Origin of the sequence: Pedobacter gandavensis (assembly GCF_014172405.1) — a bacterium.
Lineage (GTDB): Bacteria > Bacteroidota > Bacteroidia > Sphingobacteriales > Sphingobacteriaceae > Pedobacter > Pedobacter gandavensis.
This window is the reverse complement of sequence record NZ_WNXC01000004.1, coordinates 230,834-245,256: the sequence shown is the minus strand read 5'-3', so window position 1 is coordinate 245,256 and position 14,423 is coordinate 230,834. Positions and strand designations below refer to the sequence as shown.

The following is a 14,423-nucleotide window of genomic DNA, read 5'->3' as shown; positions in this document are numbered from 1 at the left end:
TGTAAATGTTATATTTGTTATGGAGCCTTAGTTTTGCTCCATATAGATTGATCATCTCTATGAAAATACCCAGTCTACCACTAGAGGAGAAGGAACGGTTGATGGCGTTAAGACGCTATCAAATCCTGGATTCTCCTGCAGAAAAGGAATTTGACAGAATTACGGAAATGGCCTCTTTGATCTGTGAAGCTCCGGTTTCGCTGATCGCATTACTGGACGAAGACCGACAATGGTTTAAGTCCAAAGTAGGGATCGACGTGACCGAAACTGCCAAGGAAATAGCTTTTTGCCAATATACGATTCTAAGTGAAGCCATCTTTGAGATAGAAGATGCCACAAAAGACGACCGGTTTAAAGATAGCATCCTGGTGACTGGATACCCCCATGTCAGGTTTTATGCAGGGCACCCTTTGGTAGATCCTTCGGGATATGCGATTGGCTCTCTCTGTGTATTGGGCTCTACACCTAAAGTCCTGACCGATATACAAAGAAAAGCCTTAGCGATGCTTGCCTCTCAGGCAATGGCGATGATTATCAACCGTAGGGAGAAGGCAGAACATCAATATTTTGACCAGCTTTATGAATTGTCAAATGACCTGATCTGTATTGCCGGCCTGGATGGTTTTTTTAAGAAAATCAACCCTGCATTTGAGAAGGTGCTCGGTTGGAAATCCTCACAATTGATGTCGCATAGCTTTTTAAGCCTTGTTCATCCCGATGATCTGGTAGGTAGTTTTGAAGAAATGGAAAAGCTTAGTGCTGGATTAACTTCCATCAATTTCGTTGTTCGCTTTTTAACCTCCAAAGGAGAATATAAAGTTCTGGAATGGACCGCAACACCAGAACCCGGAACAGATCATGTCTTTGCCATTGCCAGGGACATTAGCGTTGAAACAGAACGCGATGAAAAGATTCGGTTGAGTGAAAATAACATGCGCTCTTTCTTTGAGAACTCTCAGGGATTGATGTGCACGCATGATATGGAAGGCGGTTTTATCTCCGTAAATATTGCCGGTGCGTTGTTGTTAGGCTATAAAGCCAGCGAACTTTCCAGCCTGACCTTATTCGACCTCACCTTCCCAAAACAGCAACCTTTTGTGAGGGAATATTTGAAAGTCCTGGCGAAGAAGGGGAAAGCATCTGGATTGATGACCATTATGCATAAGGATGGATCTACCAGAGTGTTATTTTATAATAACGTCGTAGAGCATGACCTTTCCGGAAGAAAATATGCGATTGTAAATGCGATTGACGTGACCGAGAAGCATCTCCTGGAAAAGGAGTTGGAAAGGACAACCAAAATGTTGGAGCAAACCAATGAAGTGGCGCAGATTGGAGGTTGGGACCTGGATCTGATCCATCGAACGTTAAGCTGGACGGAAATCACCAGACAGATTCATGAAGTTCCGGTAAGTTATGAGCCTCAGATGGAAACTGCACTGCTATTTTATAAGGAAGGAGAACACCGGGATAAAATCGCTGCCAGCGTAAAAAAGGCGATGGAGCTGGGGGATGCCTGGGATTTGGAGCTCTTGCTGGAGACCTACAACGGAAATGAAATCTGGGTTCGCGTGTTGGGGCATACGGACTTTGAGCGGGGAGTCTGCAAGCGCATTTATGGAACATTCCAAAATATCGACGAGAAAAAACGAGCGGAAATAGCACTTTCAGAAGAAAAAGCGAGGCTGTCTGCATTTGTGACCCATGCGCCTGCTGCAGTGGCCATGTTAGATACCAAGCTTTGTTACATTGCGGTGAGTAACCGTTGGCTGGAAGAGCATCAATTACAAGGGATGGATCTTTTTGGGAAATTGCACTATGATGTCCTGCCGGATATAAGTCAGCATTGGAAGGACATTCACCACCGTTGCCTGAAGGGAGAAGTGGTTAAAAATGAAATTGATATCTGGCGACCGAAAGGTTGGGACCATGACCAGTACCTACGATGGGAATTTAGGCCATGGTACCAGTTTGATGGAAAGATCGGGGGGATCATGATCTTTAGTCAGGATATAACCGAAAGCAGCAGGCAGGGCTTGGAACTCAATAAAGCCAAAGAGCAGGCGGAGCATGCCAGCATGGCGAAATCTGAGTTTTTAGCCAATATGAGCCATGAAATTCGTACCCCACTCAATGGGGTCATCGGATTCACAGACCTGGTTTTAAAAACCGAACTCAGTCCAATTCAGGAACAATACCTGACCATCGTCAATGAGTCCGCCAATGCCTTATTGGGGATCATTAGTGATATCCTGGATTTCTCTAAGATCGAATCTGGTAAGTTGGAACTGGAAATCGAGAAATGTGACCTCCATGAAATGGGAAATCAGGCCATAGATATTAATATGTATCAGGCGCAGCGGAAAGCATTGGAAATCAAATTGATTATTGCTGAAAATGTGCCGAGATTTATATGGACAGACTGGGTTCGCCTCAGACAGGTCATGATCAATCTTCTCAGCAACGCCGTGAAGTTTACGGATACCGGAGAGATTGTCCTTAAAATCGCTGCACTATCGCCAAAACAAGGAGATTTGATGATGATCCGCTTCGAGGTCAAGGATACCGGAATCGGGATTAAATTAGATAAGCATCATAAAGTGTTTGAAGCTTTCTCCCAAGAGGATGGTTCTACTACGAAAAGATATGGAGGAACAGGACTGGGGCTGAGTATTTCTAACCAGCTTTTGGGTCTGATGGGTAGCAAATTAGAGCTGATCAGCAGCCTTGGGAAGGGAAGTACGTTCTTTTTTGATATCCTGTTAAGGGTAGAAGATGCGGTGGAGGAAGGTTGGGATACTGATCCGACAAATAGAAAGTCGCTTTTTACATGTGGGAAAGACAATTCAATGACCACCATGGAAAGAAGTCAGCAGCAGATCCATGTACTCATTGTGGAAGATAACCTGATCAATATGTTGCTCGCCAAAACCATCGTGAAAAGAATTGTACCCATGGCAGAGATTTATGAAGCAGCCAATGGACTGGAATGTTTGGTGCATTGTAAAACACAATTGCCTGATTTGATCCTGATGGATGTTCAGATGCCGGAAATGAATGGTTATGAGGCCACGCAGTACATTAGAAACGAATTGGGGCTGTTGCAGGTGCCAATTATCGCCTTAACCGCCGGTAATGTGAAAGGAGAAAAGGAAAAATGTATCCTTTCAGGAATGAACGACTTCCTGTCGAAGCCAGTTCTGGAAGAAGAAATTTCTGAGGTATTTAAGAAGTGGTTGAAGTAAAACACCTGAAATAAGGAAGGCGGTTTAAATCAGATGGATATCACCTGGTTTAAACCGCCTTCAGGTATAAAAACTGATCTGATCAGTTTTTTATTTAGAATGCGAAACCGATACGTACTCCAGTGATCACACTTGGTTTGATCGTAGTGTTGCTTCCTGCTGATTTATGCTTCTCAGTAGTAGTTACACCACCAGTTGTAGTTGTGATTTCTGATTTACCGTCTTTTTCATAAGCAAAACCGAATCCAGCTTCAGCTCCTAAGAATAAACGTTTTGCGATGTAGTAATCAGCACCAATAACGCCACGAAGACCGATAGAAGTAGTGCTCGCTAATTTGTTCTCAGAGAAGAAGTCATTCACATAGGTGCCTTTTCCAGCGCCAGTTGCTAATGCATTTTCAGTTTCAATTTTTCCTGTTCTTGAACCGAAAATTAAATCAGCACCTACATATGGAGATAAGCGAGCAGTTCCTGCGAAATGTTTCTCAACACCTAAGTTGATCATCACATTAGTCCCTGTTTCAGTAATGGTACCTTTGTTGCCTAAAAATGGTGCAGTTGTACCATAAACGTTAGTTTTATCATTGTTAGAACTTACGTTGAAACCTAAACGGAAAGCAAGGTTCTCTTTTTGGAAATAACGGAAACGTAACATTCCAGCGTTGTCATTCAAATTGAAGTTAGTTGCATTGATACCACCAGTTAAACCAAACTCAGTAGTAACGTCACCTGCAACAGGTTTAAGATCTTGTGCTTGTGCTGCAGCTCCGAAAAGTGCAAGGCCTGCGATAAGTAATCCTTTTTTCATAATTGTGTTTTTCTTGTTAAATAGATGTTAATTAACTGTAAAATTAAGAGCGCAAAATTAGCCTTAATAGAATTATTTATGTCAATATAGTGTCATTACCGCGTTTTTGGAGCTTAACTGCTTGAATATCTGTTTTGTATTTTTACACTAAGGTCTTCTGGCTTTGTTTGAATACCTGACTAATTAGTTTAATACGTCAGAATTTAATAAAGAATAAGTTTCAGATACCTAGTGGTTTATTTGTTTGAAATTGTATGTTCAAACGCAGTTTTTAATTATATGGCTACACAATAAAATGGATGCTATTGCGTTCGCTCACGATATTTTATTAAGAAAATTAAATCTAAAAATTCAGTTCTTAAAAGTCCGTTCTTGACACAATTAGGGATTATTCAACCGTTTGCGTGGAAAGATAGTTACTGTTATAGATGCGTATCGTTTTAAGAAAAATGATTACCCACTTGTCTTTGGGCTGATCGAGTCCTTAGTTATTGCTAAGTACTCAGACTTAATAAGTTAGCTTGATTTGCTGGAAATTAACTTTTGTCATTTGTAGAATGCCAGCCGGTAATTTTCTTTTATGGCATTATTTTGCACAACCGTTTGCGTAAACCAAACGCCTTTAAAGTACTTTAAATCGTGATTACTATACGTAACATTGATCAAATTACTTCTAAACAACCAAATTTAATAATGAAAAAACACCAACTATTTAAAACCACAGGGATCTGGGTTTTAATGGCAGTGATGCTTCTGTTTGTGCAGGATGCTACAGCTGTGGTTAAGCCCCGGGCTCAAAACAACAACGTGAGGACTAACCTTGCCGATATCGTTGTGAAAGGAACTGTGAAAGACGGTCAAGGCCCATTACCAGGCGTAACGGTAACTCTAAAGTCAGCACCTGGTCGTGGTACCAGCACTGATGCAAATGGAAATTTCTCGATCAGCGTACCAGAAAATGGGGTGTTGGTTTTCAAAATGCTAAGCTATGCGCCGCAGGAAATTCCAGTAAACAACCAAAAACAAATCAATGTTACTTTAGTGCCAGAGTCTAATGACCTGGATGAAGTCGTTGTAGTTGCATATGGTACACAGAAAAAAGCCAGCTTAACTGGTGCTGTGGCCTCAATCAGCCCAAAAACATTAGCAAACAGACCTGTAACTTCGGTTCAGAATGCCCTGCAAGGTGTAACTCCAGGACTAACAGTTTTACAACGCCCTGGCGATGTAGGCCGTGCATCTGATGGTACATCAGGTGGTACGGGTACGATTTCTATCCGCGGAAGAAGCAGTTTGTCTTCTGGAAACGGTCCAATGTACATCATTGATGGTATCCCTGCGACTGCACAAGAATTTGCAACCATCAATCCATTGGATATTGCCAGCATGTCTGTGCTAAAAGATGCTTCCTCGGCAGCACTTTACGGATCAAGAGCAGCAAACGGTGTCATTGTATTGACTACGAAAAGAGGATCTGGTGATAAAACTTCGATTCAATTCAATGCCAATTATGGATGGCAAACTGCTGCATTCTTACCGGAATTTGCGGGTTCTGCAGAATATGCGACCTTGTTAAACGAAGCAAAAACAAACTTCGGTGCGAAACCAGTATATACTGCTGAGCAAATTGAACTGTTCAAAAATGGTTCTCAGCCAGATTATTATCCAAATACAGACTGGTACAAAGAAGCGTTAAGAAAAAGCGCACCACAAAGCGACCTGAGCTTAAACATCAATTCTCCAGGTAAAATTACCAGCACCTATTTAAGCGTAAACTATTTAGGTCAGGAATCTTTGATCCCAAATAAAAAACAGGATCGTATGGTGGCTAAATTAAACACGGACAGTAAAGTGATTGCTGACCTGTTGACCATCGGAACAAATGTTTCCTTCATCAATCAAAACTACTCCCGTAAAGGTGGGCCGCTATCTTTTGTAGAATTGAGCCGTGCTTTACCAGTGACCGTTTCCCGTCAATCAAATGGTGCATGGGGTTCAATCAGCGGTGGTGTTCCTAATGAAAATATCGCAGGTAACAACCAGTTGCGTAATGTAGCAGAAGGTGGTCGCTCATGGGATAAAGATAATTACCTGCAAACTGCAGTAAATGCATCTCTAACGCCTTTAAAAGGGCTTTCCATCAATGGATTGGCTTCCCTGAAATATTTTAACTCTAACTCCTGGGAATTCATCAGCAGAAAGAATCCAATCAACAACTACATCACCGGATTATCAATGACCAGTACAGAAGTAAAGGTCAATGAAATGAAGGAATACTGGCGTAAAAGACAAGAAGTATTGTTGCAAGGAACGGTAGATTACCAACGTACTTTTGGCGATCACTTCGGTAAAATGACTGTAGGTACAAGTCAGGAGAGTAACATCACCAGAGATGCTTTCCTTGGTCGTAAAAACTTCCCGAATAATGACATGACAACTGTTGGAAGTGGTTCTACTAACCCTGAAGACATGAGTAGTGATGATACTGGCCAAGCCAATCGTAGTTTGCAATCGGAATGGGCATTGCGTTCTTTCTTTGGTCGTTTTAACTATGCTTATAAAGATAAATACCTGTTTGAAGCCAATGCAAGGATCGACTATTCTTCTCGTTTCCGCAAAGACCTTCGCCGTGGTATCTTCCCATCTTTCTCTGCAGGATGGAATGTAGCTAAAGAAGACTTCCTGAAAGATGCTACCTGGATCAGTAACTTAAAACTACGTGGTTCTTATGGTTCTTTAGGAAATCAAGGTTCAGTGCCAATTGGTAACTACTATGGTTTACTGGAAACAGGATATGCCTATAACTTCGAGGATAGCCCTCAGACAGGAGTTTATCAGAATGCAATTCCAGACCCTAATACAACTTGGGAAGAAGTGTACATGACCGATTTCGGTATTGATGCAACCTTCTTTGGTGGGAAATTAGATTTAGTAACCGACGTTTACATTAAAGATACCGAGAACTTATTGGTTAAAATTCCACGTTTAGCGACTATCGGTATTGATCTAGGCAAATTGCCATTGTCTAATGGTGCCTCTACCAGAAATAAAGGTTTTGAGATTGGATTGACCTATAATGATCAAATTGGTGACGATTTTAAATTCAGTATTGGTGGTAACTTCTCTGTGATTAAAAACAAAATTACCTCTTTAGGTACTGGTGCTGATGCTTTTGATGGCATGTGGATCCAGAGAGTTGGACAGTCGATTGGTTCTTACTATGGTTATGTGGCTGAAGGTCTATTTGTAGATGAAGCGGATGTTAAGAATCATGCTTTCCAAACTGCAGATACTAAACCTGGTGACATCAAATACAAAGATTTAAATGGTAATGGCGTGAAGGATGCCGGCGACCGTACGATTATCGGTAACGACGTACCTTGGTTAAACTACGGTTTTAACTTCTCCGCTACCTATAAAAGCTTTGATCTTAGTGTGCTTACCTATGGTGTAGGTAATGTGCAAACTTATTTCTCAGGAGAAGCAGCTTATCCATTCTACAATGGTGCAGGTGTGAAAACTGCCTGGAGAGACAGATGGACCCCAGAAAATCCGGATCCTAATGCCGCTTTCCCACGCATCTTAGAGACTTCTGCCGGTAAACACAACTACAATGAAACTTCTTCATTCTGGTTATTTGACGCATCTTATTTCAGAATCAGAGCCATCACTTTAGGTTATACCTTCGATAAGGAATTGATTAAAAAAGTTGGGATGTCTAACCTAAGAATTTATGGTAGTGCAAACAATCCATTCACTTTTATGGCAGACAAACGTCTTAAAGATTTTGATCCTGAAATGGCTTCTGGCCGTGCTGGATATCCTGGTATCAAAACCTGGTCTATTGGTTTAAGTGCAGCATTCTAATCGCTATGTTAAAATTTAATAATATGAACAAAAGAACATCAATATATATGCTGACAGGCTTACTGACCTTCGGGTCGATGACCGCCTGTCAAAAAGATTTCCTGGAAAGACCGCCATTGAATCAATTGTCTGAAGATACCTTCTGGAAAACGGAAAATGATGTACACCAGGCAGTGATGGGTATTTATGCGAAGATGCCAGCAGAAGGATTCATCTATGATGACGCATCCACAGATAATGCACATTCGCAATACCCTTGGGAAAGTTCAGCGAATAGCGTTTCTGCCGGAACGATCACTTCATCAGAAAATGCAGGATGGAACTTTCAAGACATTCGCCGTGCGAATTACTTCCTGGCAAATGCAGATAAAGTAACCGTGATTTCCGCAGAGCTTCTCGAGCGTTATAAAGCAGAAGTACGCTTCTTACGTGCTTTCTCTTATTTTAACCTGATGAATACTTTCGGGAATGTGCCACTATTTACAACGGTATTTAATCCGGGAGAAGAGAATGTGGCTAGAACCCCTAGAAAAGATGTACAGGATTTTATCTTGTCAGAACTGGATGCGGTATCTAAAGTATTGCCGAAAACATATGGTGGTGGTAGACCAAATGAAAAAGGTAGGATTACCAAAGGTGCTGCCTTAGCTTTAAAATCCCGTGTTTATTTATATGACGGTCAATATGCAGAGGCTGCAAAAACAGCAGCGGAAGTGATGACGCTTGGTTATACCTTGTTTACTTCAAATGAAGCATTGAAAAATGAAAACCTGGATGACTATACCAAATGGGTTGATTTCACAGATGCCAATGATAAAGCGAATTTCCTTAGAGGTTTACGTAATTATGAGCGCATCTTCTACCAAAAGAATGAAGGTAATGGAGAGGTGATATTAGACCGTCAGTACATTCAGCAATTGGATGTGAATTCTATCAATACGTATTTATTGCCCGCCAGTAGAGGTGGATGGAGTTCTGTAACGCCAACACAAGCCATGGTAGATGCCTATGGTGATTATAAAACTGGAGAAGCAATTGTTCCGGTAACTGCAGATCAACGTGCCGATTGGTATGCAAATGATCGAGTGGCTTTCGCTAAAGAATATAAAAATCGTGATCCACGTTTCTATGCCAGTATTCTTTTTGAAGGTGCAGAAGCCAATGCCTTTAAAGGAGATAAAGAAACGGGTTATTACTTTACCTGGACCAGCGGAAGTAATTTTTCCATGACCGGGTACAATTTCCGTAAACTGGTAGATCCTAGCTTTTTCACCGCGAATATTGACAACCATGCCAATGCAATCTTGATCCGTTATGCAGAAATTCTATTGACTTTTGCAGAAGCTCAGAATGAAGTTTCTGGTCCTAATGGCGATGTTTACGATGCTTTAGATAAAATCAGGACCCGTGCAGGTATGCCTGTGGTGAATAGAACGAAATATGCTTCGAAAGAAACATTGCGCGAATTCATCAGGTCAGAACGTAGGGTAGAACTTGCCTTGGAAGGTCAGCGCTTAATGGACATCAGACGTTGGAAAATTGCTCCACAGGTGATGAAGACCATTTATGCAGTGAATAAAAACTTAGTGCAAACCCGTGTATGGGATGATAAATTATACGTGATGCCGATTCCTCAAATCGAAATCGATAAGTCAAATGGGGTACTGGTACAAACCCCGGGATATAACTAATCCAAACATTGTTCCGAAAAATAAATCAGCTGAAGGCCGTTTCCTCGAAAGAGGTAAACGGCCTTCTAAATTAAGGGCAAAAAATTATTATTACCTTAGTACCCTACCAAAATGACATAGTAAATCATGAGAATTTCAGCAGAATCAATTAAAGCAGAAGTGCTAATAGAGAAAGAAAACAAATACGGTGCTCATAACTACCATCCTTTGCCGGTTGTACTGGAGAAAGGAGCAGGCGTTTTCCTTTGGGATGTAGCAGGGAAAAAATATTACGACTTCCTTTCTGCTTATTCAGCGGTTAACCAAGGGCATTGTCACCCCAGGATTATAGCGGCATTGAAGAGCCAGGCCGAAAAATTAACACTGACTTCTCGTGCCTTTTACAATGATAAATTGGGTGATTTTGAAGAGTTTCTCTGTAAGTTATTCGGTTATGACAAAGCTTTAGTCATGAATTCTGGTGTAGAAGCCGTAGAAACTGCGATGAAGCTATGTAGAAAATGGGCTTATCAGGTGAAAGGTATTCCTGCCGATCAGGCAACGATCGTGTTTGCCAATGGTAATTTTCACGGCAGAACGATCTCTGTTATTTCTGCATCTGATGATGATAGTGCAACAAAGAACTTTGGTCCATTTGTAGGTGGAATTGCGCGTGTTCCTTACAATAATGTGGATGCATTTGAGCAACTTTTAAAGGAGAACAAGAACATTGCAGGGTTCATCGTAGAGCCAATTCAGGGGGAGGCCGGTGTGGTTGTACCTGATGCGGATTACCTGTCCCGCATTAAAACTTTGTGTAAACAATATAATGTACTGTTTATTGTAGATGAAATTCAGACCGGTATTGCCCGTACTGGAAGTATGTTGGCTTCTTATGAGGTAAACGCTGAGGATAAAACTAACCAGCCAGATATGATCATCTTAGGTAAAGCAATTTCAGGTGGTGTTTTGCCAGTTTCAGCGGTTTTGGCCAATGATGAAATTATGCTGACCATTAAGCCAGGTGAACATGGTTCAACTTATGGTGGAAATCCATTGGCTTGTGCTGTCGCCCGTGAAGCAATGCAGGTGGTATTGGATGAGAACCTGGCTGAAAATGCAGCTAAATTAGGTGAAGTCTTAAGAGCCGGGCTCAATGATATTGCGAAAAGAATAGGCATCATTGAACTGGTCAGAGGGAAAGGATTACTCAATGCAATTGTAATCTATTGTCCGGAAGAATCTAATATGGCATGGGATATCTGTGTTAAATTCCAGGAGAATGGCTTATTGGCAAAACCCACACAGGGCAATAAAATCCGTTTGGCACCTCCTTTGGTCATCACAGAAGCGCAAATTAAAGAATGTCTGGTCATCATTGAAAAATCACTACTGGAATTTGCTCAAAAGGTTAATTAAGCATCGTAACGAAAGCAATAAATTAAAGAAAAAGGCCTGCTCATCTTACGATGAACAGGCCTTTCTTGTATATTGTCGATCCTGAGACCATAATTATTATTCAGTTATGATGCAATCGTTGCTGTTGTTCTCCTCACAGCGTTTTTTTTTACCACGGTAATAATGCCAGCAGTATCATAACCGCACAGTGCCCATAATTCCTGTTGTTCACCATGGTCAATAAACTCATCAGGGATACCCAAACGAGTTACGTTAGCATTGTACTGATGATCCGCCATAAACTCAAGCACAGCGCTTCCAAGGCCGCCTTGTAGGCAACCGTCTTCTACAGTGATCACATTTTTATAGCGTTTAAATACGTCATGCAATAAAGCCTCGTCTAAAGGTTTCACAAAACGCATGTCGTAGTGTGCAGGATGAATGCCTTCGCTGTTGAGCTCTTTACAAGCTTCCACAGCAAAATTACCCACATGACCGATAGTTAATATCGCCACATCTTCTCCATCACATATTTTACGACCTTTACCGATTTCTAATGCTTTGAAAGGACGTTTCCAATCAGTTAGCACGCCATTTCCTCTCGGATAACGGATAGAAAACGGACCTTGATTCTCCAATTGTGCGGTATACATCAGATTTCTGAGTTCTTCCTCATTCATTGGAGCGGCAACGGTCATATTTGGAATGCAACGCATATAAGCTAAGTCGTAGGCTCCATGGTGTGTAGCGCCATCAGAACCAGCAAATCCAGCTCTATCTAAACAGAATACCACATTCAGGTTTTGAATGGCCACATCGTGGATCACCTGATCGTAGGCCCTTTGCATAAAGCTGGAATAGATGTTACAGAAAGGAACAAGCCCTTGTGTTGCTAAACCCGCAGAAAAAGTAACCGCATGTTGTTCTGCAATACCTACGTCAAATGCACGGTTAGGCATGGCTTTCATCATGATGTTCATGGAGGACCCGGATGGCATTGCAGGTGTAATGCCGACAATCTTTTTATTTTCTTCTGCCAGTTCTACAAGTGTATGTCCGAAAACATCCTGATATTTTGGTGGCTGAGGTTTATCGACCGCCGATTTCTTGATTTCGCCGGTAATCTTATCAAATAAACCTGGTGCATGCCATTTGGTTTGGTCTTTCTCCGCCAAAGCAAAACCTTTACCCTTAACAGTGACGCAATGCAACAGTTTAGGACCTGGAATGTCTTTTAAATCGCGGATCACTTGTGCCAAACGCACCACATCGTGGCCGTCTACCGGACCAAAATACCTGAAGTTTAAGGATTCAAATAGATTGCTCTGGTTCAATAAGGTGCCTTTAATGCTTTTCTCAATTTTCTTTACAAACTTATGGGCATTTGGCCCCAGCTCAGAAAGCTTAATTAAAACATTTGAAATGTCATCGCGGAAACGATTGTATGATTTAGAAGTGGTAATACTCGTTAAATATTCCTTTAAAGCGCCCACATTAGGATCGATCGACATGCAGTTATCGTTCAGGATCACCAATAGGTTGGAGTTCTCAATACCCGCATGGTTTAAGCCTTCAAAAGCCAGACCTGCAGTCATCGCACCATCGCCTATAACAGCCACATGCTGACGGTCGGTTTCTCCTTTGTATTGAGAAGCAACAGCCATTCCTAATGCTGCAGAAATAGAGGTAGAAGAGTGGCCAACGCCAAAGGTATCGTACTCACTTTCACTGATTTTCGGAAATCCGCTGATTCCATTCAGGAGGCGGTTGGTATGAAATACTGATTTTCTTCCGGTCAGGATTTTATGTCCGTAAGCCTGATGGCCAACGTCCCAGACCAGCTTGTCATAAGGTGTATTTAAGACGTAATGTAAAGCTACAGTGAGTTCCACTACACCTAGACTTGCGCCAAAATGCCCCCCGTTTACACTCACTACATCAATGATGTACTGACGCAATTCCTGACAAATTTGTTCGAGATCTTCTTCTTTATACTGCTTTAAATCAGCAGGATAATTTATGTTTGGTAATAATGGACGGGTGATATCTTCCATGCAGTGTTTTATAGAATAGAACTACAAAGTAAGGTATTTTGTTACTAAACTAAGAAGGAAAATCATTAATTTTACAAATTAATACTTCAATAAATGACTAGAGATACTTTAATTTTTGATTTGATTGACAGGGAATTGGACCGTCAGGAAAATGGCCTGGAGCTGATCGCTTCTGAAAACTTTGTGAGCAAACAAGTAATGGAAGCCGCAGGATCATGTTTAACAAATAAATATGCTGAAGGCCTTCCAGGAAAGAGATACTATGGCGGTTGCCAGGTAGTAGATGAGGTAGAAAGCATCGCTATTGAGCGCGCAAAGCAGCTTTTTGGTGCAGAATGGGTGAATGTACAACCACACTCAGGTGCACAGGCAAACGCAGCAGTAATGCTTGCAGTGATCCAGCCGGGAGATAAAATCTTAGGGTTTGACCTTTCTCATGGTGGACACTTAACACACGGTTCTCCGGTTAACTTTTCAGGAAAATTGTATCATCCATTGTTTTATGGAGTAAAAAAAGAAGATGGTCTGATTGACTATGCAAAACTGGAAGAAATCGCTTTAGCGGAACGTCCTAAGTTGATCATTTGCGGTGCTTCGGCCTATTCAAGAGAGTGGGATTATGCTTTTATCCGTAGCGTTGCTGATAAAATTGGTGCTTTAGTGTTAGCGGATATTTCTCACCCAGCAGGGATGATTGCCCGCGGATTATTGGCCAATCCACTACCTCATTGCCATATTGTAACGACTACGACTCACAAAACTCTTCGTGGTCCTCGTGGTGGTATGATCATGATGGGTAAAGATTTTGAAAACCCATTCGGATTGAAAACTCCTAAAGGTGAAACCAAAATGATGTCTGCTGTTTTAGATATGGCAGTATTCCCTGGAACACAAGGTGGGCCATTAGAGCACATTATCGCAGCTAAAGCAATTGCCTTCGGTGAAGCATTAAGCGATGAGTATTTAACTTACATCACACAAGTGAAAGCCAATGCACAGGCAATGGCTAAAGCCTTCGTAGCTAGAGGTTACGGTATTATTTCTGGTGGTACAGACAACCATTTAATGCTGATTGACCTACGAAACAAAAATATAACTGGAAAAGCAGCGGAAAATGCGCTTGAAAAAGCAGATATTACCGTGAACAAAAATATGGTTCCTTTTGACGATAAATCGCCATTTGTAACTTCGGGAATTCGTGTAGGTACAGCTGCGATCACGAGTAGAGGTTTCAAAGAAAATGAAATGGAAATCATTGTAGATCTGATTGATCAGGTAATTACTAATTCTGAGGATGAGAATAATTTAAGTGCGGTAAAGGAAAAAGTAATCAATCTGGTAAGTCAGTTCCCATTGTATAAATAAAAGGGACTGAATTTAC

Annotated in this window: 7 protein-coding genes; 5 read left to right on the top strand and 2 right to left on the bottom strand. The window is 41.4% G+C overall.

The genetic code is table 11. From position 1 onward, the window contains the following. Positions 1-59 precede the first annotated feature (59 nt). Complete coding sequence (locus GM920_RS13280) at positions 60-3,245, top strand: PAS domain S-box protein (protein ID WP_182958068.1); 3,186 nt, start codon at positions 60-62, stop codon at positions 3,243-3,245. Positions 3,246-3,339: 94 nt separating this feature from the next. Here GM920_RS13280 and GM920_RS13275 read toward each other — a convergent pair whose 3' ends face one another. Continuing rightward, positions 3,340-4,053 carry an outer membrane beta-barrel protein gene (locus tag GM920_RS13275; protein WP_182958065.1) on the bottom strand — a complete coding sequence of 238 codons (714 nt, stop codon included), beginning with the start codon at positions 4,051-4,053 and terminating at the stop codon, positions 3,340-3,342. A gap of 693 nt (positions 4,054-4,746) precedes the next feature. Here GM920_RS13275 and GM920_RS13270 point away from each other — a divergent pair. The 3 genes from GM920_RS13270 (at position 4,747) to rocD (ending at position 11,009) form a co-directional block, all read left to right on the top strand. Then, entirely contained in the window at positions 4,747-7,920 is a 3,174-nt protein-coding gene (locus GM920_RS13270) for a SusC/RagA family TonB-linked outer membrane protein (RefSeq protein ID WP_182958062.1), read from the top strand. 23 nt (positions 7,921-7,943) lie between these two features. After that, the gene (locus GM920_RS13265; protein WP_182958060.1) at positions 7,944-9,611 is read left to right on the top strand and encodes a RagB/SusD family nutrient uptake outer membrane protein; all 1,668 of its coding nucleotides are present in this window, start codon (positions 7,944-7,946) and stop codon (positions 9,609-9,611) included. Between the two features lie 126 nt (positions 9,612-9,737). Continuing rightward, the gene (gene rocD, locus GM920_RS13260; protein ID WP_182958058.1) at positions 9,738-11,009 is read left to right on the top strand and encodes an ornithine--oxo-acid transaminase; all 1,272 of its coding nucleotides are present in this window, start codon (positions 9,738-9,740) and stop codon (positions 11,007-11,009) included. Positions 11,010-11,113: 104 nt separating this feature from the next. On the opposite strand, the gene dxs is transcribed toward rocD, so the two are convergent. Next, positions 11,114-13,042: a 1-deoxy-D-xylulose-5-phosphate synthase gene (dxs, locus tag GM920_RS13255; RefSeq protein ID WP_182958055.1), complete on the bottom strand. Its 1,929-nt coding sequence runs from the start codon at positions 13,040-13,042 to the stop codon at positions 11,114-11,116. Between the two features lie 93 nt (positions 13,043-13,135). On the opposite strand from dxs, the gene glyA reads away from it, so the two are divergent. Further along, entirely contained in the window at positions 13,136-14,407 is a 1,272-nt protein-coding gene (gene glyA / locus GM920_RS13250) for a serine hydroxymethyltransferase (protein ID WP_182958053.1), read from the top strand. Positions 14,408-14,423 lie beyond the last annotated feature (16 nt).

Coding starts and splice junctions, on each gene's coding strand:
- GM920_RS13280 (WP_182958068.1), top strand. CDS start 60: ATGAAAATACCCAGTCTACCACTAGAGGAGAAGGAACGGTTGATGGCG.
- GM920_RS13275 (WP_182958065.1), bottom strand. CDS start 4,053: ATGAAAAAAGGATTACTTATCGCAGGCCTTGCACTTTTCGGAGCTGCA.
- GM920_RS13270 (WP_182958062.1), top strand. CDS start 4,747: ATGAAAAAACACCAACTATTTAAAACCACAGGGATCTGGGTTTTAATG.
- GM920_RS13265 (WP_182958060.1), top strand. CDS start 7,944: ATGAACAAAAGAACATCAATATATATGCTGACAGGCTTACTGACCTTC.
- rocD (WP_182958058.1), top strand. CDS start 9,738: ATGAGAATTTCAGCAGAATCAATTAAAGCAGAAGTGCTAATAGAGAAA.
- dxs (WP_182958055.1), bottom strand. CDS start 13,042: ATGGAAGATATCACCCGTCCATTATTACCAAACATAAATTATCCTGCT.
- glyA (WP_182958053.1), top strand. CDS start 13,136: ATGACTAGAGATACTTTAATTTTTGATTTGATTGACAGGGAATTGGAC.